The sequence below is a fragment of the Methylobacillus arboreus genome (genome assembly GCF_020532725.1).
In the GTDB taxonomy this organism is placed as follows: domain Bacteria; phylum Pseudomonadota; class Gammaproteobacteria; order Burkholderiales; family Methylophilaceae; genus Methylobacillus; species Methylobacillus arboreus.
Map to the genome: position 1 here is coordinate 299936 of NZ_JAJAVC010000006.1, position 21718 is coordinate 321653.

20 protein-coding genes and 1 tRNA gene are annotated in these 21718 nt (G+C 56.4%); 6 read left to right on the plus strand and 15 right to left on the minus strand.

Translation table 11 applies throughout. The features are described 5' to 3' along the window. Positions 1 to 19 precede the first annotated feature (19 nt). Complete coding sequence (locus LG198_RS07540) at positions 20 to 3220, minus strand: efflux RND transporter permease subunit (RefSeq protein WP_230342561.1); 3201 nt, start codon at positions 3218 to 3220, stop codon at positions 20 to 22. Positions 3221 to 3378: 158 nt separating this feature from the next. Between LG198_RS07540 and LG198_RS07545 the strand changes: the two genes are divergently transcribed. Further along, positions 3379 to 3552, plus strand: a complete 174-nt coding sequence (locus LG198_RS07545) for a hypothetical protein (protein WP_230342562.1) — start codon at positions 3379 to 3381, stop codon at positions 3550 to 3552. A 35-nt stretch (positions 3553 to 3587) separates the two neighbouring features. Here the strand turns inward: LG198_RS07545 and LG198_RS07550 are convergent, their stop codons facing one another. The 13 genes from LG198_RS07550 to LG198_RS07610 all read right to left on the minus strand — a co-directional run bounded on the left by LG198_RS07550 (position 3588) and on the right by LG198_RS07610 (position 13936). Then, positions 3588 to 3959 (minus strand): hypothetical protein, encoded by a 372-nt coding sequence (locus tag LG198_RS07550; RefSeq protein WP_230342563.1) that lies wholly within the window; start codon positions 3957 to 3959, stop codon positions 3588 to 3590. Between the two features lie 58 nt (positions 3960 to 4017). Continuing rightward, positions 4018 to 6096: a putative bifunctional diguanylate cyclase/phosphodiesterase gene (locus LG198_RS07555; RefSeq protein WP_230342564.1), complete on the minus strand. Its 2079-nt coding sequence runs from the start codon at positions 6094 to 6096 to the stop codon at positions 4018 to 4020. Between the two features lie 181 nt (positions 6097 to 6277). After that, a tRNA-Thr gene (locus tag LG198_RS07560) sits at positions 6278 to 6353 on the minus strand. A 78-nt stretch (positions 6354 to 6431) separates the two neighbouring features. After that, complete coding sequence (gene clsB, locus LG198_RS07565) at positions 6432 to 7583, minus strand: cardiolipin synthase ClsB (RefSeq protein ID WP_230343023.1); 1152 nt, start codon at positions 7581 to 7583, stop codon at positions 6432 to 6434. Beyond that, a complete protein-coding gene (locus LG198_RS07570; RefSeq protein ID WP_230342565.1) occupies positions 7583 to 8338 on the minus strand; it encodes an endonuclease/exonuclease/phosphatase family protein in 756 nt (251 codons plus the stop codon). The genes clsB and LG198_RS07570 overlap by 1 nt, the downstream gene beginning before the upstream one ends. 13 nt (positions 8339 to 8351) lie before the next feature. Continuing rightward, positions 8352 to 9491, minus strand: coding sequence for a quinolinate synthase NadA (gene nadA, locus LG198_RS07575; RefSeq protein WP_230342566.1), 1140 nt, complete (start codon positions 9489 to 9491; stop codon positions 8352 to 8354). Between the two features lie 10 nt (positions 9492 to 9501). Beyond that, positions 9502 to 9981, minus strand: coding sequence for a dihydroneopterin triphosphate diphosphatase (nudB, locus tag LG198_RS07580; RefSeq protein ID WP_230342567.1), 480 nt, complete (start codon positions 9979 to 9981; stop codon positions 9502 to 9504). Further along, positions 9981 to 10508 (minus strand): adenine phosphoribosyltransferase, encoded by a 528-nt coding sequence (locus tag LG198_RS07585; protein WP_230342568.1) that lies wholly within the window; start codon positions 10506 to 10508, stop codon positions 9981 to 9983. Before LG198_RS07585 ends, nudB begins: the two co-directional genes overlap by 1 nt. A gap of 14 nt (positions 10509 to 10522) precedes the next feature. Continuing rightward, the gene (locus LG198_RS07590) at positions 10523 to 10828 is read right to left on the minus strand and encodes a type II toxin-antitoxin system RelE/ParE family toxin (RefSeq protein WP_230342569.1); all 306 of its coding nucleotides are present in this window, start codon (positions 10826 to 10828) and stop codon (positions 10523 to 10525) included. Continuing rightward, on the minus strand, positions 10829 to 11044 hold the full coding sequence (locus LG198_RS07595; protein WP_230342570.1) for an addiction module protein: 216 nt from the start codon (positions 11042 to 11044) through the stop codon (positions 10829 to 10831). It abuts the gene before it with no gap. 175 nt (positions 11045 to 11219) lie between these two features. Next, positions 11220 to 13007, minus strand: coding sequence for an aspartate--tRNA ligase (gene aspS / locus LG198_RS07600; RefSeq protein WP_230342571.1), 1788 nt, complete (start codon positions 13005 to 13007; stop codon positions 11220 to 11222). Between the two features lie 33 nt (positions 13008 to 13040). Further along, positions 13041 to 13652 carry a DUF502 domain-containing protein gene (locus tag LG198_RS07605; RefSeq protein ID WP_230342572.1) on the minus strand — a complete coding sequence of 204 codons (612 nt, stop codon included), beginning with the start codon at positions 13650 to 13652 and terminating at the stop codon, positions 13041 to 13043. 35 nt (positions 13653 to 13687) lie between these two features. Then, positions 13688 to 13936 carry an FmdB family zinc ribbon protein gene (locus LG198_RS07610; RefSeq protein WP_230342573.1) on the minus strand — a complete coding sequence of 83 codons (249 nt, stop codon included), beginning with the start codon at positions 13934 to 13936 and terminating at the stop codon, positions 13688 to 13690. Between the two features lie 422 nt (positions 13937 to 14358). On the opposite strand from LG198_RS07610, the gene LG198_RS07615 reads away from it, so the two are divergent. The 5 genes from LG198_RS07615 to LG198_RS07635 all read left to right on the plus strand — a co-directional run bounded on the left by LG198_RS07615 (position 14359) and on the right by LG198_RS07635 (position 21314). Further along, positions 14359 to 16527, plus strand: coding sequence for a TonB-dependent siderophore receptor (locus tag LG198_RS07615; protein WP_230342574.1), 2169 nt, complete (start codon positions 14359 to 14361; stop codon positions 16525 to 16527). 121 nt (positions 16528 to 16648) lie between these two features. Further along, a complete protein-coding gene (locus LG198_RS07620; protein ID WP_230342575.1) occupies positions 16649 to 18133 on the plus strand; it encodes an ABC transporter substrate-binding protein in 1485 nt (494 codons plus the stop codon). A 3-nt stretch (positions 18134 to 18136) separates the two neighbouring features. Beyond that, positions 18137 to 19108 (plus strand): ABC transporter permease, encoded by a 972-nt coding sequence (locus LG198_RS07625; protein WP_230342576.1) that lies wholly within the window; start codon positions 18137 to 18139, stop codon positions 19106 to 19108. Next, complete coding sequence (locus tag LG198_RS07630; protein WP_230342577.1) at positions 19105 to 19905, plus strand: ABC transporter permease; 801 nt, start codon at positions 19105 to 19107, stop codon at positions 19903 to 19905. Before LG198_RS07625 ends, LG198_RS07630 begins: the two co-directional genes overlap by 4 nt. Continuing rightward, positions 19902 to 21314: an ABC transporter ATP-binding protein gene (locus LG198_RS07635; protein WP_230342578.1), complete on the plus strand. Its 1413-nt coding sequence runs from the start codon at positions 19902 to 19904 to the stop codon at positions 21312 to 21314. Before LG198_RS07630 ends, LG198_RS07635 begins: the two co-directional genes overlap by 4 nt. Here the strand turns inward: LG198_RS07635 and LG198_RS07640 are convergent. Beyond that, positions 21204 to 21707 carry a hypothetical protein gene (locus LG198_RS07640; RefSeq protein ID WP_230342579.1) on the minus strand — a complete coding sequence of 168 codons (504 nt, stop codon included), beginning with the start codon at positions 21705 to 21707 and terminating at the stop codon, positions 21204 to 21206. The genes LG198_RS07635 and LG198_RS07640 overlap by 111 nt on opposite strands. Positions 21708 to 21718 lie beyond the last annotated feature (11 nt).

Consider the following 21718-nt stretch of genomic DNA (forward strand, 5'->3'; position numbering starts at 1 on the left):
TCTCCATGACTCGATTTCTCTAAATTTGTGCTGGCGATAACTCGCCTGTAGGCACTGGCTTGCGGTAATGACGATGCACAATACTGAATACCACAGGCACAAATATCAGGGTAGTAACGGTTGCAAACAACAGGCCGCCGATCACGGCACGGCCAAGAGGCGCGTTCTGTTCCCCGCCCTCGCCCAGGCCCAAGGCCATTGGCGCCATGCCGATCATCATTGCCAACGCTGTCATCAACACCGGCCGGAAGCGGACAAAGCCCGCCTCGATCGCAGCCTGTGTCGCATCGCCAAGCTCGGCAAGGCGCTCACGCGCAAAACTGATCACCAGCACGCTATTGGCAGTCGCCACCCCCATGCACATGATGGCGCCAGTGAGCGCCGGCACAGAGAGCGGAGTGAAGCTTGCAAACAACATCCAGACAATCCCGGCTATCGCGGCAGGCAAGGCGCTGATGATGACAAAGGAATCGCTCCATGACTGGAAGTTCACCACAATCAGCAGGTAAATCAACACAATCGCGCCGACCAGGCCGAACAGCAGGCCAGAAAATGCCTGTTCCATGGTTTGCACCTGGCCCAGCAAGACCACAGTGGAGCCTTTCGGCACCTCACTGGCAGTTTCCTCGATGATGCGGCGAATATCCTTGGCCACGGCGCCGAGATCCCTGTCCTGGGTGGAGGCGTTGATTTGCACCAAAGGCTGGATATCGTACTGGCTGACGACCGCATTGCCGGTGGTACGGGTGAACGTGGCAAGGCCGCCGAGAATCTGCGGGTCCTGGCCGCCAGCTGCATTGCTGATGGTCAGGTTCTCCAGCGCAGAGAGCGAATCCATGCGGTACTGCGGCGTCTGCATCACGATCGAGTAAGACACGCCATTGGCAGGATTGAGCCAGAATGTGGGCGCGACCTGCCCGCTGCCCGCCAGGCTGACCAGCATGTTGTTGGTCACATCGCGCGTGGTCAGGCCAATATCCTGCGCCCTTGAGCGATCAATATCGACGTTAAGCACCGGATTGCGCCGCGACTGCTGCACACGCACGTCGGCAATCCCCGGCACCGTGCGCAATCTGGCAACCAGCTTGCTGGCATATTCGAAGTTGCCATCAAGATTGTTGCCGCGAATCTGCAGATCGATCGGCGCTGGCGAGCCGAAGTTCAGAATCTGGCTCACGATATCCGCCGGCGGAAAGCTGAAGATGGTATCGGGAAACCGGCGTGGCAGCTCCTCGCGCAGGCGCTTGACATAGTCTGCCGTGGGCTTGTGCTCTTTGGTCAGCGCAATCTGGATATCCCCGTCCTGCACGCCAATCAGGCCGGTATTGTTGTAAGCCAGGTTAATCGTGCTGATCGGCATGCCGATATTGTCCACCAGCGTGTCAATCTCTTCCGACGGAATGATGTTGCGGATGGCCTTCTGGATCTCGGCAAACCTGGCGGCAGTATCCTCCAGACGCGTGCCTATCGGCGCGCGGACATGCATGAGGATCTGGCCGCCATCCACCGCCGGAAAGAAATTACGCCCGAGGAAAGGCACCAGCGCAAAACTCAACAATACAAAGGCCAGGAAACCTGCAATAAATTTCCTGCGGTTCTGCAATGCCAATTGAAGAATGCCGAGATAGCCTGCCCGGAAACGCTCGAACCTGGCCTCGAACCCTCGCTGGAACCGCACCAGCGGATTACGGGACGGCGGCAGGGTCTCGCTATTGCCATGTAGGTCGGTATGCGGCGCATGCGGCTTCAGCAGGTATTTGGACATGGTCGGCACCAACGTGCGAGAGAGGATGAAGGAGCTCACCATGGCGAATATCACTGCCTTGGCCATTGGCACGAACAAGAAGCCCGACACACCCCCGAGGAAAAACATCGGCACGAACACAATACAAATACACAGCAGGGAAACAAACGCAGGCGTCACGATCTGGCGCGCGCCGTCAAGAATGGCGGGTTCGACAGGCTTGCCCTGCTCGAGGTGCCAGTTGATATTCTCGATCGTCACGGTGGCGTCATCCACCAGGATACCCACCGCAAGCGCCAATCCGCCCAAGGTCATGATATTGAGCGTCTCGCCCGCCAGTGCCAACCCAGCAATTGCTCCCAGGATGGACAAGGGGATGGAAATCGCAATAATCACGGTGGAACGCCAACTGCCAAGGAACAGCAAGATCATGACGCTGGTCAGCACCGCGGCAATAGCGCCTTCCAGTACCACGCCATTGATCGCGGCGCTGACGAAAATCGACTGGTCATTGATCGGCCGTACTTCCAACTCATCCGGCAAGCTAGGCTTGATCTCGACCAGCTTGTCCTTGATGCCCTGCACAATCGCCAACGTAGAAGTCGCGCCATTTTTTAGCACCGACATCAGCACCGAACGCGCGCCATCAACGTGCACCACATTGGTTTGCGGTGGATTGCCATCGCGCACCTGTGCCACATCATGGATATAGACCGTTGCGCCGTTGACTACCTTGATCGGCAGGTTGCCGAGCTCCTCCAGCGCCGATGGGGCGTTATTCAGCTGTACGGTGTATTCATAACTGCCGATCTTTTGTGTGCCGACCGGCAAGATCAGGTTTTGTGCCGCCAGGGCATTGGCCACATCCTGACCGGAAAGCCCGCGCGCCTGCATGGCATCCGGGTCAAGATCAATCTGCACCTGGCGTGTCTTGCCGCCAAACGGCCACGGAACTGCAGCCCCTGGCACAGACGTTAAACGCACACGCACTGCGTTCATGCCAAGGTCGGCCAGGTTCTGCTCTGTCAGGCCCTGGCCAGCAAGCGCGAGCTGCAGGATAGGAACGGTAGAAGCATTGTAGTTAAGAATCAACGGCGGGGTGGTACCGGTAGGCAGTGAACGCAGCATCGTCTGCGAAATTGCCGTCACCTGCGCATTGGCGGTTGCAATGTTGACGCCGGGATGGAAAAAAATCTTGACGACGCCGAACCCGGCATAGGAATTCGCCTCGATATGCTCAATATCGTTCACGGTCGTGGTCAATGAGCGCTGGAACGTCGTCATGATGCGCCCGCTCATTTGATCAGGAGAAATCCCGGAATACGACCAGGCGACCGCAATCACGGGAATGCGAATTTCGGGGAAGATATCGGTCGGCATGCGCAATGCCGAGAAAATACCAGCGATCATGATCAGGATCGCCATTACCACGAACGTGTAAGGGCGCCTGAGCGCAACTTGTACTATGCCTAACATTCCTGGCCTAACATGATTGACTCTCTGGACGACTGACTTAACCCACAATTATTCCAGAGATGATGAGCTCTGCTTAATCAAAACTGCCACATTATTGCTTTATTTTGCCATTATGACCCGGTAGAAAATAGGGGAATTTGCAACCAGGATGCAAAAAGATGAATTACCAACAGGATGCATGGATAAAACAACAGAAAGTGTTCAAATATAAACAGAAATTCTTCCTTTGCCATCTCCTCACTCAACAAGCGAAAAAGCTCAATGTGGCGCAAAAATATCTTGGTATATTTGCCTTGAAAATACATCCTGTCAAAAAGCAAGAAGCCGCTTAAAAAGCGGCTGCTGTAGTTTGGAGCAATTGAAACACCTACTTGGTCGGCTGGTTGACCTTGCAATTATCATAGTCATGCTTGTAACCATCATCAAGCGTGGCTGTTTCGCCTTCAATTTCCAGCTTGGCGATGCTGTTGCTGTACTGACCGGCTTCTGTCTTGTTGAGCAGGACTTCACGGTCAGGCAGAACCAGCCAGGCCGCATTGCCGCCATCCTGCAGCCTCACATAGAATTTCCGCCCCTTGTCACAGACATACTCGGTGCTGCCGGCGGGGCCTCGTGAACGCACGTCGGCATCATCCTCGCCAAATGGCCAAAGGCTGAATCCGCCACATGCGGACAACATGCTGGCCATGAGTACCAGCAGAAGAAACTTCCCGGACCAACCGGTTAAACGAACAGCCATATTCAATATCCCACTCAGGTTTCCGCGCCAATTGCGCCAAAACCGATAGTATAAACGACTAGCCCGCCAGTTTCTCACTCGTAAAGTACTCGGTAATCTGTGCCGCAGGCATGGGCTTGCCAAGACCAAACCCTTGCAGCTCATCGCAGCCCAAATCCTGAAGGAAGGTTTTTTGCGCTTCTGTCTCCACGCCTTCTGCAACAATCCTGAAATTCAATGTATGGCCCAAGGCAATAATGGCCGACACAATAGCGCCATCATCAACCCCGCTGCCGTTGCCCAGGTTGCGGATAAAACCACGGTCAATCTTCAACTCATTCGCCGGCAAGCGCTTGAGATACAACAAGCTTGAATATCCAGTGCCAAAATCATCAATAGAAATCTTGACGCCCAACCTGGTCAGCTCATGCAGAATCTCCAACGTCGCCTTCACGTTGTGCATGGCCGTTGACTCGGTAATCTCCAGCGTCAGGCAATGCGCCGGCAAGCGCCAGCGCACCAATGTCGACTTGACGACTTCTAGCAGCCTGTCGTGGCTGAACTGCAACGCAGAAAGATTCACCGCCACATGCCAGTGCCGGTAGCCCATGTCATGCCAGGCACGCATCTGCTTGCAGGCTTCGTTCAAGACCCACTCGCCAATCGGGATAATCAGGCCCGACTTTTCCGCCAGGGAAATAAACTGGTCCGGCGAAACCGTCCCCAGCGTCGGGTGCTCCCATCGCAGTAAGGCTTCAGAGCCCACGATATGTTCATGGCCCGCATCAAACTTCGGCTGGTACAACAATACAAACTGGTTTTTTTCAAGCGCCGAGCCCAGGTCGAGCATCATGTCGAGACGGCCCTGGGTGTTGATATGCATGGATGCTTCGAAGAAATGGTAGCCATTACGCCCTGAGCGCTTGGTGTGATACATGGCCGTGTCCGCATTGATGGCAAGCTCCCGGTAGGTCTGGCCATTGTCGGGGTAGATCGCAATGCCCAGGCTGGCAGAAATACGCAACTCGCGCCCGTTGGCAATAAACGGCTGATGAAATGCCAGCACGATCTTTTCCGCGACCACGGCAGCATCCTCCGGCGTGGCATTTTCCAGCAATACCACAAACTCATCGCCGCCGATTCGGGCAATAGTATCCTGGGCACGCAACAGTTTGCGTAGCCGGTTAGCAGCCTCGACCAATAAATGATCACCAACATGATGCCCCAGTGAATCATTGATGGTCTTGAATCCATCCACGTCGATGAACATCAGGGCAAAGCTGTGATGCTCCCTCCTTGCCTTGTGCAGTGCCTGATTCGCGCGATCCTCAAGCAATGAGCGATTGGGGAGATGAGTCAGGTGGTCATGCAGGGTCTGATGCAAAAGCTCCTGATTCGCCTGCTCAAGAGATTTCGCCAGCTGCGCGGTACGCGATTCCAGCCTGGCATCCAGAATCGACACCAGCAAGGCGATCACCAGCACGCCGCTTGCGCCCATCACCACCATGATAGTCAAATGGTCAAGGTTGCCGCCTGTCGCTGCGCGGCAGACGCTGCCGACAGGAAAGTCTGCCGCAGCCATCCCGGTGTAATGCATACCGCAGATGGCAGCCCCCATCACCAGCGCCGCCAAGGCACGCGCAACCAATACCTGCGGCACGCGCTGGCGCAGCCTGAATGCAATCCACAAGGCAGCGCCAGAAGCAGCAACGGCAATCACAACCGACAGCGCAAACAATCCCGGGTCATAATGCGGCGCAGGCGCCATCCGCATGGCAGCCATCCCGACGTAATGCATGCCCGCAACCCCGGCTCCCATGATGATGGCGCTGATAAACAAGCGCTTGAGCGGCAGGGCAGGCTGCACTACCTGGTACAGGGCGAATCCCGAAACGACGATCACCAATGCCAGGGAAAGCAGAGTGATTGCCGGGTCGTAGCCCAACGGTATCGGCAGCCGGAACGCCAGCATGCCGATAAAGTGCATCGACCAGATGCCAACCCCCAGCGTTACCGCGCCGCCCAGCAACCACCACCTTGCAGCGCGCCCCTTGGCGGTATTGATCCGCTCCGTCATGTTGAGTGCGGTATAAGACGCGAACATGGCGACCACCAACGAAATGGCCACGAGATTCAAATCGTAAAACTCTTGCAACATGAACGGTACCGTCAGAATGGGAATGAACTACTCATTACGGCTATTTGCACTTTATTCTTGAGCAAAAAACGCTGCCAGACAGACATCAAGAAAATGCATCAACAGAAAAAGGGAGGCATTAATGAATTACTGCACTTACGCGATATGGGTGCTTGGATCGGGAAAGGCATGTGACATAAGGTGGTGCCGCTGACCGGAATCGAACTGGTGACCTTCTCATTACGAATGAGCTGCTCTACCGACTGAGCTACAGCGGCGCCTGTGCGCATTTTACCGCAAACTCACCGTGAGTTAAGCGCGGCCGACAAAACTCAGCGCGGCGGGAACCTGCCGTACTATTGTTTCTCCTTCAGGCCGAACAAGCCGATCATGAGCCGCACCACTATATACACCAGCAATGAAAACACCCGTTTGAATACATGCCTGCGCGACCAGTCCTCAGGCCGCACCTTGATGGATTTCTCCTCAATGGCCTGTTCCAGGTCTGCTTTGAGCTGGGCATTGAAAGTTTTGTCCTGCACCATGATATTCGCCTCACGTGCCAGCAGCAGGCTAAACGGGTCAAGGTTGGATGAGCCCACGGTAGCCCAGCGGCTGTCGGTCACCGCCACCTTACTGTGCATGAAGCTGGCACGGTACTCGTAGATTTCAATGCCATGCCGCAAAAACAGCCCGTACACCTCATGGGTGGCAAACATCAGCCAGTATTCCATACGCCCCTGCAACAACAGGCGCACCCGCACGCCGCGCTGGGCGGCCTTGATGAGGGCCTGGCGGAATTTCTTGCCCGGGACAAAATAGGCGCTGGCAATGATGATCTCTACCCTAGCTTTGCCAATAGCCTTGAGGTACCCACGCTCGATATCATGCCGGTGCAATACATTGTCCCGCACAACAAACGCGGCCCGCATGCCGTTGTTGATAAATAGCGGTGCCGGCAGGCTGGGAAAAGCCTCTACCTCGCGCAAATGCATCCAGGCCAGGCGGCGCCACAGCTTGCGCACACTGGCGTGGATATCAAACACCAATGCGCCATCCACGCGCACGGCATAATCCACGCGCGGCGCATCCAGGTTGCTGGGCACATTCATGTCGTCAATGATGTTGATGCCGCCGACATAGGCATGCTGGCCGTCGAACACCGAAACCTTGCGGTGCAATCGCCGCAAGCGGCTGCGCTTGAACGACCATGCGGAGATCTTGGGCCGGTAGTACATGACTTTGACGCCAAAGGCTTCCAGCTCCAATACATACTCCGGCGGCAATTTGCGGCTGCCGAATCCATCCAGAAACAAGTTGACCACCACGCCGCGCGCGGCGGCGGCCTTGAGCTTTTCACCTATCATGGTGCCTGTGGCATCCAGCTCATAGATATAGGTCTGGATATAAATCTCGCGCTGTGCCGCTTCGATGGATGCAGCAAGCGCCGGGAAAAACTCGGTGCCGTTTCTGAGCAGGGTTATACGGTTGCCAGCCTTCCAACGCATCATATTCTCGATAGCACCGCCGTTAATGCTGCGTGATCGGAAACCTTGAGGAACTGCGGCCCAGCGTGAACCTCGACATGCCGGACATGAAAGCCCCGCACATAAATGCGGTCCAGCCTGAACAGAGGTAGGAAGGAAGGAAAACTGCGGGCGGGCTTGCCGCCGCCATGGTGCTCGAACACTTCATGCAGGTGCAAGCCGTGCACCAGCTCACGCCCGGCGCTCATGCTCCAGTCATTGAAATCCCCGGCAATCACCAAAGGCGCATCGTCAGGTACCATTTCGGCGATACGGTCACGCAGGACATTAATTTGCTTGCGACGCCAACCCGCAAACAATCCCAGGTGCACGCAGATGCAATGCAGCGGCTGATGCCAGCCCGGCACCGCAATCTCGCAATGCAACAGGCCGCGCTGCTCGCTGTGGTGCGCAGATATGTCGGTATTTTCGTACTTGGTAATGGGAAATTTGGACAACAAGGCATTGCCGTGATGCCCGGCAGGGTAGATCGAGTTCTTGCCGTAGGCATAATCGCTCCAGACCGCGTCGGCAAGAAACTCCACCTGCCCGGCCAGCGGCCAGGCACTGAAACGGCGGCTGTGCTTGATATGCTGGTCGCGCACTTCCTGCAGGAAAACGATGTCCGCCTGCAGCTTGCGGATCAGTTCGCGTTGCTCGTGCAGCGCAAAACGGGCGTTGAAACTGGTCACGCCCTTGTGGATGTTGAAGGTGGCAATCCGGATAACGCTCTGCAACCTCAACCTTTCATCAAGATGCGTCCAGCATGCGTTGCAGTGTCAGGCGTGCCAGCTCGGCCTCGTGCTCAGGCACTTTGATGCGGTTGACCACGTTGCCTTCCGCCAGGTTTTCCAATGTCCATGCGAGGTGCTGCGGGTCGATGCGCGCCATGGTAGAGCACTCGCAGATCACATGCGACATGAACTGGACGATCTTGCCCTGAGGCTTCATCTGCTCGGCGAGGCGGTTCACCAGGTTGAGCTCGGTGCCCACCAGCCAGTGCGTGCCGGCAGGCGCGTCGCTGACGGTTTTCAGAATGTACTCGGTGGAGCCGACATAATCGGAGTTCAGGCAGACCTCGAACGGCGACTCCGGGTGCGAGATCACAATGCCGTCAGGATGCTCGGCGCGGAAACGCGTGATGTTCTGCTCGCGGAACATCTGGTGCACAGCGCAATGGCCCTTCCACAGCAATATCTTGGCATTCTTGATCTGCTCTTCCGTCAGGCCGCCCATGGGCAAGTCGGGGTCCCACACCGGCATCTGCTCAAGCGGAATGCCCATCTTGTAGCCAGACCAGCGGCCCAGGTTCTGGTCGGGGAAGAACAGCACTTTCTCGCGTTGCTTGAAGCCCCACTCGATGATCTTGGTGGCGTTGGTCGAGGTACAGACGATGCCGCCGTGCTCGCCGCAGAATGCCTTGAGGTCGGCAGCGGAATTGATATAGGTGATTGGGGTGATGGTGGCGTCAAAATCCAGCACCTTGGACAGCTCTCGGCGCGAACGCTCGACCTTGGCCAGGTTGGCCATATCCGCCATGGAGCAGCCGGCGGAAAGGTCGGGCAAGATGGAAATCTGTTCGGGGCGAGAGAGGATGTCCGCCACCTCGGCCATGAAATGCACGCCGAGGAACACAATGTACTCGGCATCCGTCTCACCTGCAAAACGCGACAGCTTGAGCGAGTCGCCGGTGTAATCGGCATGGCGGTAGACGCTCTCCTGCTGGTAATGGTGGCCCAGGATCACCAGCCTCTTGCCGAGCTTTTTCTTGGCGGCAATGATGCGCGCCTGCAGTTCGGCCTCCTGCGTCGCCTGGAATCGCTCGAACTTGATTGGCTCGGCGATCACCGTTTTTGCTGGTCTTTCTGTTGTCTCTACAGTTGCTTGCATGGCTGCTGATTCACAATGTTAAGTTGTTACGTTCACCCAGCTTGCGCAGGGCCTCGACATTTGTCCATGAGAATACACGTTTTGCTGCCTCGCGCCAGTCCACCCACTCATAAGCTACATGCTCTCGGGGAGCGAGTTGGACAGCAACAGGCTCTGGTAATTCCAACCCGAATATATGTTCGGTATTTTCCGTTACGCCGGGCGCATAGCGAAAGCGCCAGTGCGGGTAGATTTCGTACACATGGGAAAGCTGCCAGTCCACCAGCTTGTAATCAGCGGTGTCAAGCCCGGTCTCTTCCCTGACCTCGCGGACTGCCGCATCAACAGGCCGCTCCAACTCACCATTATCCAGCACTTCAAGACTACCCGTGACCGACTGCCAAAAGCCCGGCTTATCCGCACGCTCCATGATAAGCACCTGCAAATTGGCCGTATGGATCAGCACCAAGGCTGAAACTGGCGTCTTGTATGCCGATTGCTGACCTGTCACTAATCGCCCTCAAACTCGCACAGCGCAAACGTCTTGTAACCCAGCCCGCGCAAGCGCTGCTCGCCACCCAGGTCAGGCAGGCCGATGATGAATGCACATTCCAGCACATTGCCACCGAGCTTTTCTATCAACACGGCTGCCGCTTCTGCAGTGCCTCCCGTGGCAATCAGATCATCAAGCAACAGGATATTTTCATTGGGGCTGATCGCATCACTATGGATCTCCACCCGGTCAGTGCCATACTCCAACGCATAGTCATGCCCCAGTACATCACCCGGCAACTTGCCTTTCTTGCGCACCGGCACAAAACCGACATTCAGCTTATAAGCGACAGCCGCACCGACAATAAAGCCACGCGATTCTATGCCCACCACTTTATCAACTTTGGCACCCACATAGCGTTCAACCAGGGCATCCACTACCTGCCGCAAGCCATCGGCATCCTTGAGCAGCGTGGTGATGTCGCGGAACTGGACACCGAGCTTGGGATAATCGGGGATGGTGCGAATGAGGGATTTGATGGTCATTAATCTCGTCCAGATTACTTCTCGAACCTTGCTTTCAAGGTTTGCCAATATTCCGGCTTGCTATGTAAATGCCCGATCGCAACAACCAAAATTACATCGTCGATTTTTGTATAGATGACACCATAAGGAAAACGCCTTAACTGGCAACGTCTTGTTTTATCAGATACAGGATGCCAAGCATCAGGATATTGGCAAACCCGATTCAAACTTGCCAATACTTCCACCAAAAACCCTTGCCCCAAACCGGGCGCTTGGGCGTTGTAATAAGCTATAGCCTCATCCAATTCATACTGAGCAGGCTGTAAAAATCTGATCTGCATTTAACGGTATTTGGCTAATACCTGGTTCAAATCCAACGCCAGCAATTCACCGTTTCGATATGCAGACAAACGACTTTCTGCTTCTGATGCCCACAAGGCATCAATTTCAGCATCTGGCTTATCTACAGTAGCCAGCAAAGCATCAATCAACTCGATTTTTTCATTGACGGAAAGCTGGGCCGCTTGCTCAACAATAGCTTGAGTCGCTTTGTTCATACAGAGTGCTCCTTTACTTTATTGCCGCATGGGTAACTCACCCTAAAAAACTCTGTGGAAGGACGGCCAACCAGCAAACCGGCAATACTAATGTCTTCGGCCAGTAAACCCCTTCACCATTACCAAGTCATTCAAAATGCTCACGCATATCGCCAAAACCGTTGGCATCGTTCGTTCAGCCAGCCGTGATATTTTGCTGCCTGACGCGAATATGCAGTTCGCGCAACTGCTTCTCGTCCACATCATTAGGCGCCTTAGTCATCAGACACTGCGCGCGTTGTGTTTTCGGGAAGGCAATTACGTCGCGGATCGATTCTGCACCCGCCATCAGGGTCACCAGGCGGTCGAGACCGAAAGCCAGGCCGCCGTGCGGTGGCGCGCCGTATTGCAATGCGTCAAGCAGGAAGCCGAATTTCTCCTGCGCTTCTTCCTTGCTGATCTTGAGCGCGTCGAATACCTTGGACTGCACCTCCTGCTTGTGGATACGCACGGAACCGCCGCCGACTTCCCAGCCGTTCAACACCATGTCGTAGGCTTTGGATAATGCCGCGCCTGGGTTGGCGCCGAGCAGGTCTTCGTGACCATCCTTAGGGCTGGTGAACGGGTGGTGCAAGGCGACCCAGCGGTCATTTTCCTCGTCATGCTCGAACATGGGGAAATCGACCACCCACAATGGCGCCCAGGCCCGGCCATCAACATGGCCCTTCTCATGGCCGACCTTGGCACGTAATGCGCCCAGCGCCTCGTTCACTACCTTGGCCTTGTCGGCACCGAAGAACACGATGTCGCCGTTTTGCGCGCCAGTGCGCTCAATAACCGCGTTCAGTGCGGCCTCGTGAATGTTCTTGACGATAGGGCTTTGCAGGCCTTCTTCGTTGAGCTTGGTGATGTCGTTGATCTTGATATAAGCCAGGCCCTTGGCGCCGTATATTTTAGCGAACTCGGTATAGGCATCGATTTCACTACGGGAAATCGATGCGCCGTTAGGCACGCGCAATGCCGCAACACGGCCGCCGGTGGAGTTTGCTGCACCGGCAAACACCTTGAAGTCGACATCCTTCATGACATCGGTCAGCTCAGTGATTTCCAGCGTCACGCGCATATCGGGCTTGTCGGAGCCGTAGCGGTTCATCGCCTCGGAGAATGGCATGCGCGGGAACGGGTTTGGCAGGTCGATATCCTGTACCTGCTTGAACATCTTGCGGATCATTTCCTCGACGATATTCATGATCTGCTCTTCACTGAGGAAGGAGGTCTCGATATCCACCTGGGTGAATTCGGGCTGGCGATCTGCGCGCAGGTCTTCGTCGCGGAAACACTTGGTGACCTGGAAGTAGCGGTCGAAGCCAGACACCATGAGCAATTGCTTGAACAGCTGCGGCGATTGCGGCAAGGCAAAGAACTGGCCATGGTGCACGCGCGAAGGCACGAGGTAGTCGCGGGCGCCTTCCGGCGTGGAACGAGTCAGCATTGGCGTCTCGACCTCGATGAAGCCTTGGCTGTCGAGTTGGTCACGCAATACCTTGGCGACACGGTAGCGCAACATGAGGTTCTTCTGCATCGCAGGGCGGCGCAGGTCGATATATCTATGTTCAAGCCTTACCATCTCGGACAGGTTGTCGTCGTCCAGCATGAACGGCGGCGTGAGCGATGCGTTGAGAATCTCGATCTCGCTCGCCAGCATTTCCACTTCGCCGGTCGGGATATTGAGGTTGACGGTCCCCTCAGGACGCGCGCGCACCTTGCACACCACCTTGAGCACGAATTCGTTACGCACGCTCTCGGCCAGCTTGAAAGCCTCCGGCGTATCCGGATCAATAACAATTTGCGCCATGCCTTCGCGGTCGCGCAAATCGATGAAAATCACGCCGCCATGGTCGCGGCGGCGGTGTGCCCAGCCACAGAGGGTGACGGTCTGGCCAATGTGTTCACGGTTCAGGTGACCGCAGTAATGAGTACGCATAACAGTTTTCTTATATTGAAATCAGGTTAAAAATCAGGGTTTCGGTTTATTCGGTTTGCTGCTGGGCGCAACCACGCCCATGGAGATAATATATTTCAGCGCTTCGTCCACGCTCATGTCGAGCTCCACCACATCCGCCCTGGGCATCATGAGGAAGAAGCCGGAAGTCGGGTTGGGCGTAGTCGGCACGTAAACACTCACATACTCCCCTTCGAGGTAATTCGCCACATCGCCGCCAGGCTGGCCGGTCATAAAACCGATCGTCCAGCTGCCCTGGCGCGGATACTGCACCAGCAATGCCTTGCGAAAAGCCTGGCCGGAATCGGAAAACAGGGTGTCGGAAACCTGCTTGACGCTGTAATAAATCGACTTGACCACAGGCACGCGGGCAAGCAAGGCTTCCCAGAACTGGATGATGCGCCGGCCAAAGAAATTGGTGGCAATCACGCCAGTGCCCAATACGATCAGCAATGTCAGGATGGCGCCTATGCCGGGTATGGCCCGGCCAAACTGCGCCTCGGGACGCCAGGATTCCGGCAGCAGCAGCAGGCTCTGGTCCATCAACCCAATCAGAGTGCTGAGTACCCAGATCGTGATACACAGCGGCACCAACACCAGCAGGCCGGTTATAAAGTAACTTTTCATGGCAACCCTAATGTGAAATTGCAAACCGGGTTGCGCTAGTGGCAAGCACAGTCGGCGCCACAGGCAGCAGGCGCAGCTTCTTCAGTTTTCTTGGCCGGGCTGCTGCCCTTGAAGTCAGTAGCGTACCAGCCGGTACCGCTCAACTGGAAGCTGGGCGCAGACACCTGCTTTTCAAAGGTTGCACTGGCGCATTGCGGACACACGGTAGTGCCCGCTTCGCTGACCTTGCGCATCAGTTCCGCCTTGTGGTCACAACTAGTACATTGGTAATCGTATATAGGCATCGCAACAATCCCCGTAAAAATGAAATTATACCCGAATGCGAGTTGGCTTATAGCCTGTTCATGACCTTTTCATAGGGCACGCATGGTTTCAAAACCCATCCGGTCAAGGCGCAGGCCGCAGGTTTACTCATTGCTTACGCCTTGCTTCGACTACCAGGGCGAGTCACGTACCAAAAAAAGATCTTAAACAGGCTCTGTATGGGGCCAGCCACATCGCTTTTAAAGCATACAGATCCAATCGATTGAATTTTCAGTAAAAACCAGTTCCTTACAACATTCCCAACAAAACCGATATCACAGCGAAATTCCCAAAGTCGCAATTCCGCAACATTGTTGCGCAACCATGTTGCACCTGCTTATAATGGCACCAATCCTGCTTTTTCACAGATGGCAACTTCAACAACTCATCCATCGCCATCCCTATGACGCATAAAACCCATGTTCGACGCTTGTTACCTGCCCTACTGGCTATCGCTTGCACCAGTCACGCGGAGACTACTGAAAACCCGGACCAACTGGAAGAAATCACAGTCAAGGCAACCACCACCAGGAACAAGGCCAGCGATTATTACCAAAAGGATGCTGGCGGCGCTACCCGCACCGACACCCCGCTACAGGAAACTTCGCAGTCAGTGAAAATCATCTCGCGCCAGGTGCTGGATGATATACATGCAACCAGGCTGGATGATACTTTTGACCTGGTCAGTGGTGTAAGCAGGCAGAACAACTATGGTGGACTATGGGATAACTTTGCCATCCGTGGCTTCGCCGGCCATGACAACACAGGCCCAGCCATGCTGCGCAACGGCTTTTCCGGAAACCGCGGCGTCAATCCGCCTCGCGACACTGCCAATACCGAGCGTGTCGAGTTCCTCAAAGGGCCAGCCGCCGCGCTTTATGGCAACAGCGAACCTGGTGGCACACTCAATGTCGTCACAAAAAAACCGCAATTCAAATCCAGCAATGTAGCAGAGGTTTATGCAGGCAGTTACGACACTTATCTCACGTCCATAGACTCCACCGGCGCACTTTCCGAGAATCTTGCTTACCGCATGATTGTAGCGGCTGAGGACAAGGGGAGTTTCCGCGATTATGTGGATAGTGAACGCCTGCTGATTGCCCCATCCTTCACTTGGCTGCTAGGGCCATCGACCACGCTCAACTACGAGCTAGAATACCTCAAGCACCGCACCCCGATTGATCGCGGCATTGCCTTGCGCGACAGCAATGGCAACCGGTTGCCCCACATCAAACTCAGCCGTTTTCTGGGTGAACCCAATGCTGGCGATGTCACCATGGAAGCCTACACTCACCAGCTATCACTTGAGCATGAGTTTTCCGAACGTTGGCGTGGCCGTATTGGCATTGCATATAAGGACAACAAGACAGAAGGCAATACAGTCGAGCAGCTGACTGGCATTAACAGGGTTACTCCTGGCGGCACCGTCAGCCGTCGGCAGCGTGGGCGTGACTTTGACTCTGATGACTTGTCATTGCAGGCAGAGCTCAACGGCAAGTTTGAGACGGGCAGTATCAATCACGATTTCCTGGTCGGCATCGAGGCATATCGCTTCAATAATCACCAAATCCAGCTGACCAGTGCCGCGGTAGCCCCCATCAATCTCTATGCGCCGGTATATGGGCAGCAAGCGTTGCCTCATCTCACCACGCTTTCGGACTTCAAGGAAAAACAGACCGATATTGCGCTGTTTGTACAAGACCAGCTCAGCCTGACAGAAAAATGGAAGCTAATGGGTGGCTTGCGTTTCGAGTCGTACCGGCAAGAACTGCATACGAGGCACAACAGCCCAGGAACCGAGGCCAAACAGGATCATTTTGTTGTCTCCCCGCGCGCTGGAATTACTTATGTCGCCAGCCCTCAAGTCTCGCTTTATGGGTCGTTTAGCCGCTCATTCCGCCCCAATTCAGGTGCTGCTGGCGGCAGTCAATATGGCCTTGATGCCACAGGCAAGGGCTTTAACCCAGAACGTAGCCGCGCATTTGAATTAGGCCTGAAGTATCAATCGTTAAATCAACGCCTGGGCGGCAATATCGCGTTGTTTGATATTACCAAACATAACGTGCTGACAGCTGACCCTGCTGACCCCGGATTCAGTATTGCGGCGGGTGAAGTACGCAGCCGCGGCCTTGAGTTGGACTTAAGCGGGCAGCTTACCGAGTGCCTGCGGCTGATTGCAAGTTATGCTTATGTCGATGCGTACCTGGGTAAGGATTTACAGGCGGCATCCTCTATCGTTGAGGCCGGTTCACGCCTGATGAATATTCCCAAGCATTCCGCCAATACCTTGCTCATGCATGAGCAGCCACTTACCAATGGTGGTAAGCTCGGCCTTGGCGGCGGGTTCAGCTATGTTGGAAAACGCACAGATGGGCCCGAAGCCCTGTTTGATCTCCCATCTTACGTCACGGTTCGCCTAATGACGTATTGGCAGATTGATGAAAAACTGCGACTCTCGTTTGACGTCACGAACCTGTTTGACCGCGAATATTACACCAGCTCCTATACCAACACATGGGCTATGCCAGGTACGCCTCGCATGATGACCCTTGGACTGCAAGCCAAGTTCTAGAATGCTACAAACCAAGTTTTAAATAAAAAGCAGCAATATGTTTTTATGTCCAATACACAGGCAACCGTTGTCTATTGCAGTTGCCATGCTGAGCTTGGCCCTTCTGATAGCAATGCCTTTGATGGCAGCCACTGACTCAACCAAAACCAGCCTGAGCATTGTCGGCCCATGGGAAGTCAGCACGCTCGAACCATCACGCGCGGGCTATCTGTTCCTGCGCATGCAAGTCGCGGAAGCGCTTATCAGCACCGACCTTGAAGGCAAACCGTCGCCCGGGCTTGCTGAACGCTGGCAAGTATCGGCTGACGGGCTGGACTGGCGTTTTTTCCTGCGGCCACAGGCGCGTTTCCACGATGGCAGCCCGGTCACGGCAGCAAGCGTGGTCATGAACCTGCAACGCGCGCTCAGCCAGCCTGGCGTGCTCTCGATGGCGCCAGTGACCGGCATTATTGCCGCAGCACCTGGCGAAGTCAGCATCACGCTTTCCAAACCTTACGCCATGCTGCCCATGCTGCTTGCGCATAGCAGCGCGATTATCCTTGCCCCTGCCGCTTATAACGATAAGGGCCATGTGCGCAAGATGCTGGGCAGCGGCCCTTACCAGCTTGTCCGGCAAACTTTGCCACAGCAGCTTGAACTTGCGCTCTCGCCTCACTGGCAAGGCAAGCAGCCTGCCATCAAGCAAATCCATTACCTCTCGGCCAGCCGCCCGGAAACGCGCGCCTTGATTGCAGAATCGCACCAGGCCGACCTGGTGTTCGGCTTTGACCCGGCCAGCATGCAGCGCCTGCGCAACAACCCGAAAGTCGTGGTCAAGGAAGCCGACCTGGCACGCACGATTACGCTCAAGCTCAACAGCGGCCACCGCTTTCTCAACAACGCAGAAACGCGTCAAGCGCTTAGCCTTGCCATCAACCGCGCAGGCATTGCCAAGGGTATCTTGCGCACCCCCGAACTGGCGGCTGACCAGCTCTTGCCGCCAGGCATCGCGCAATGGCACCAGACCGGCGCTGGATTCCCTAAACTGCATACCGACCTGGAACGCGCCAAAGCCCTCCTGTCCGCGCAAGGATGGCAGCCTGGGCCAGACGGCATCCTGCAAAGAAATGGCGAACGTTTCGCGCTGAAACTCAATGCATTTCCTGACCGGCCCGAACTGCCTATCATCGCCACCGCCTTGCAGGAACAGTTCCGCAAACTGGGCATCGAGATCAAGGTGATTATCACGAATTCCAGCGAAATCCCGCTCGGGCATCGCACCGGCACGCTGGAAATGGGACTGGTCCCGCGCAATTTTGCCTTGGTGCCGGACCCATTTGTCGCGCTCAACCAGGATTTCAAGACTGGCGGCGGCGACTGGGGCGCCATGCAATGGCAGAACAGCCAGGTCCCCGCGCTGCTCGAGAAAATCGCCAGCGATACCGACCCGGATGCCCAGGCACGCTATCGCCACGACATTATACTGACATTGCAGCAGGAACTCCCGGTCATCCCCATCAGCTGGTACCGCCTGCCTGTCGCAGTGCATCCGCAATTGAAAGGGGTCAAGGTCGACCCCCTGGAGCAATCCTATTACATCAGCGATATGTACTGGTCATCCAAATAAGCCATGATTAAAGTCCTCAGCCATTTATTACTCCGCCGCTGCCTGCAAGCCGTTCTCGTCGCGCTGTTAGTCAGCACCGTGTCGTTCTTCCTCATGCACAGCCTGTCGGGCGACCTGGCCTTCCGCATTGCAGCGGGCCGATACGGTTATGACATGGTCACCGCCGCCGCAGCCGAGGCTGTACGGGTCGAACTGGGACTGGATCGTCCATTATTGCAGGGCCTCATCCTCTGGTGGCAGCAACTGCTGCAATTCGACCTGGGCGATTCCTATCTCAGCAGCGCGCCGGTGATTGAGGAAATCCGCGAGCAATTCGGCCATACCCTGCAGCTCGCCCTCAGTGCGCTTGTGCTCTCAGTGGTGATTGCATTGCCTATCGGCCTGATTGCAGGACTCAACCCGCATGGCTGGCTGGACCGGGTGTCGCTCACGCTGTCCATCATCCTGCGCGCGTTTCCGCCATTCCTGCTCGGCATCCTACTGATCCTGCTGCTATCAAGCAAGCTCGGCATCACCAATGCTGCCAATGCCAGCCATGAACATGGCGGGCTGTTCCTGCCTGCCCTCACGTTGGCATTGAGCCTGGCTGCCGTATCCTCGCGTGTCGCCCGCGATGCCATGGTGGAAGTGCGCCGATCCGCCTATTTCAACTTCGCGCGCACCAAGGGCCTGAGCGACCTGCTGGCGCTGCTGCGGCACGGTATCCGCAATGCCGCAGTGCCGGTGATCGCCTATCTCGGCGTGCAACTGGTGTTTCTCATGGAAGGCGTGATCATCATCGAGAGCCTGTTCGCCTGGCCCGGCATCGGCCATGCGCTCGCCCACGCGGTGTTCGGCCGCGACATCCCCATGATCCAGGGCACCGCCATCGTCATGGGTCTGCTGTTCGTGCTGTGCAATACCCTGGTGGACATCGCCTGCATGCTGGCAGACCCGCGCCAACGCTACCTTGCCTCCAGGAGAGCCGACGCATGAGCGCCTGGTGGCAACAACTCCCACTGGCCCGGCGTAGCGGCGCAGTGTTGCTTGTCCTGATCCTGGTGGCCGCGCTGCTTGCCCCTTCCCTGGCGCCAGATGCTGTCTCACAAGACCTGGAGCGAGTACTGCTGGCCCCCAGCCTGGAACAGCCACTGGGCACCGACCACCTCGGCCGCAACATGCTGGCCCGGCTGACACACGCCTTGCAGCTCTCTTTCAGCCTGGCCTTGCTTTCCGTGATTTCCGCCGCCATCATCGGCATCAGCCTGGGCCTGCTTGCCGCCTGGCGCGGCGGCGTGATCGAAGCCGTGCTCACCAGCATTGCTGATGCGGTCATGACGCTGCCGGTACTGTTGGTCGTATTGCTGTTTTCCGCATTTGCCCAGGGCGAGTTCTGGTCGCTTTACATCGGCTTGTCGTTTGCGTTGTGGGTGGAGTATTTCCGCGTCAGCCGCGCCACGATCAAGGCTACGCTGGTCAGCGCGCCGGTCGAATCCGCACGTATGCTGGGCTTTGGCAACTTCTACTTGTTACGGCGGCATTTGCTGCCGGAGCTCGCGCCTGTGGTCGGCACGCTCATGCTGTTCGGCATCTCCACGGCGATTCTTGCGCTCGCCGCACTGGGATTTGTCGGCGTCGGCCTGCGTCCGCCCACGCCGGAACTTGGCGTGATGATGATAGAACTGTTCCCCTACTATGAAGAAGCGCCCTGGCTGATCGCCAGCCCGGTCGTCACGCTGGGCCTGATCATGCTCGCACTGGCGCTGCTGGGCGGGCGCAAGGAGATGCCATGAGCGCGCCAGAATTGAAAGTCCAGGACCTTGCCGTTAAGGACGGCAAAGGCAACTGGCTGGTACAACCATGCAGCTTCACGCTGAAACCCGGTGTCGCCCTGTCCATCATCGGCGGCAGCGGTTCGGGCAAGTCGCTTCTGGTGCAGGCCATCATGGGCTCACTGGCCTCCGGCCTCAGGGCCAGCGGAGAAATCCGCCTGGGCAATGCGGTTTCCCGTGCGGAAGATGCCTCGGGCCGCCGCCCCTGGTGGGGCCATACCCTGGCCATGCTGCCGCAGGAACCATGGCTCGCGCTCAACCCCAGCATGCGCGCAGGCAAGCAGGTCGCCGAGTCTTACCACTATGTCAGCAACACGCGCATGGGCATGGCGCAAGCCAAGATGCAGGCGAGCGCCGACCTGAACCAGCTGGGTGTTGCTGCCGCGAGCGAAAAATATCCCTTTATGCTGTCCGGCGGCATGGCGCAACGCGTCGCGTTTGCCGCCACGCGCGCAGGCGGCGCACAAGTCGTGATCGTCGATGAACCCACCAAGGGCCTGGACGCCGATGCGCGCGACAACCTGCTTACCGTACTGCAAACCGTATTGAAGCAAGGCGGCAGCGTGCTCACCATCACGCACGACATGCACGTGGCGCGCATGCTGGGCGGCAATGTCATGGTCATGCGCGATAGCAATGTGCTGGAACAAGGTACAGCGGAGCAGGTATTGGAAAACCCGCAGCATGAATACACCCGCGCCCTACTCGCAGCCGACCCGGAAAACTGGACACAGGCCATGCCTGCTCCCGGCACAGGCCAGCAAATCCTGGAAGCGCGAGGCCTGGGCAAACGCTACGGCAAGCAGACACTGTTCAGCGGCATCAACCTGGAAATTCATGCCGGCGAACGCATTGCCATCAGCGGCCCTAGCGGGGCAGGCAAGACCACGCTGGGCAACATGCTGCTGGGTTTGGTAGCACCCGATCAGGGAAGCATCGCACTTGCGCCCGGCCTGGATAAGCTTAAGCTGCAAAAACTCTACCAGGACCCGGTTTCCGCATTTGCGCCACGCTTGACGCTGAAGCAGGCATTTGACGACCTTATCCGCCTGCACAAACTCAACCCATCGGCCTTGCCACCCATGCTGGCAAGGCTCAAGCTTGATGAAGGATTGTTGCGCCGCCTGCCCAGCCAGGTATCGGGCGGAGAGCTTCAGCGGCTGGCATTAGCACGCATATTGTTGCTCTCGCCTGCGCTGATCTTTGCCGACGAACCCACCTCGCGCCTTGACCCTATCAGCCAGCAGGACACCATGAATTTATTGCTGGAAACGGTTGCGGAGAATGCCAGTGCCATTCTCCTGGTCACCCATGACCGGGAGCTTGCTGCCAAGACCATGCAGCGCCACATTGCGATCCAGCATGCCTGAGCAACTTCCGCCTTTCTGCTCTTCCTTATGCAACCACTGGAAGGCAGATGGATAGCATGTAAATAGCTTGTGATCATAACCGCGGTTGCCGGCAATGATTTCGTATAACCGTACGCCGGTTGCCTTGACTGAATACTCCAGAAAAATGACGGCCACCTGATAATGCATGGGTACGCCCAATGCCAGGTTAGTGTCTGGCAGGCTCGAAGTCTCAGCGAAACTCAGGCTGAGAGTAACGTTCCTCAAATCCACAACCAGTCTGGTCGTTTCCCTATCGGCCATCTCGGCCAGCACACTTTGTACCATGGCCTGGTATTCACGCAACCGCATGACGCCTGACAACGTCACGCGGCTGACACGATACTCATCCAGATAATCAAGCTCGAACCTCATTGCACTTCGTC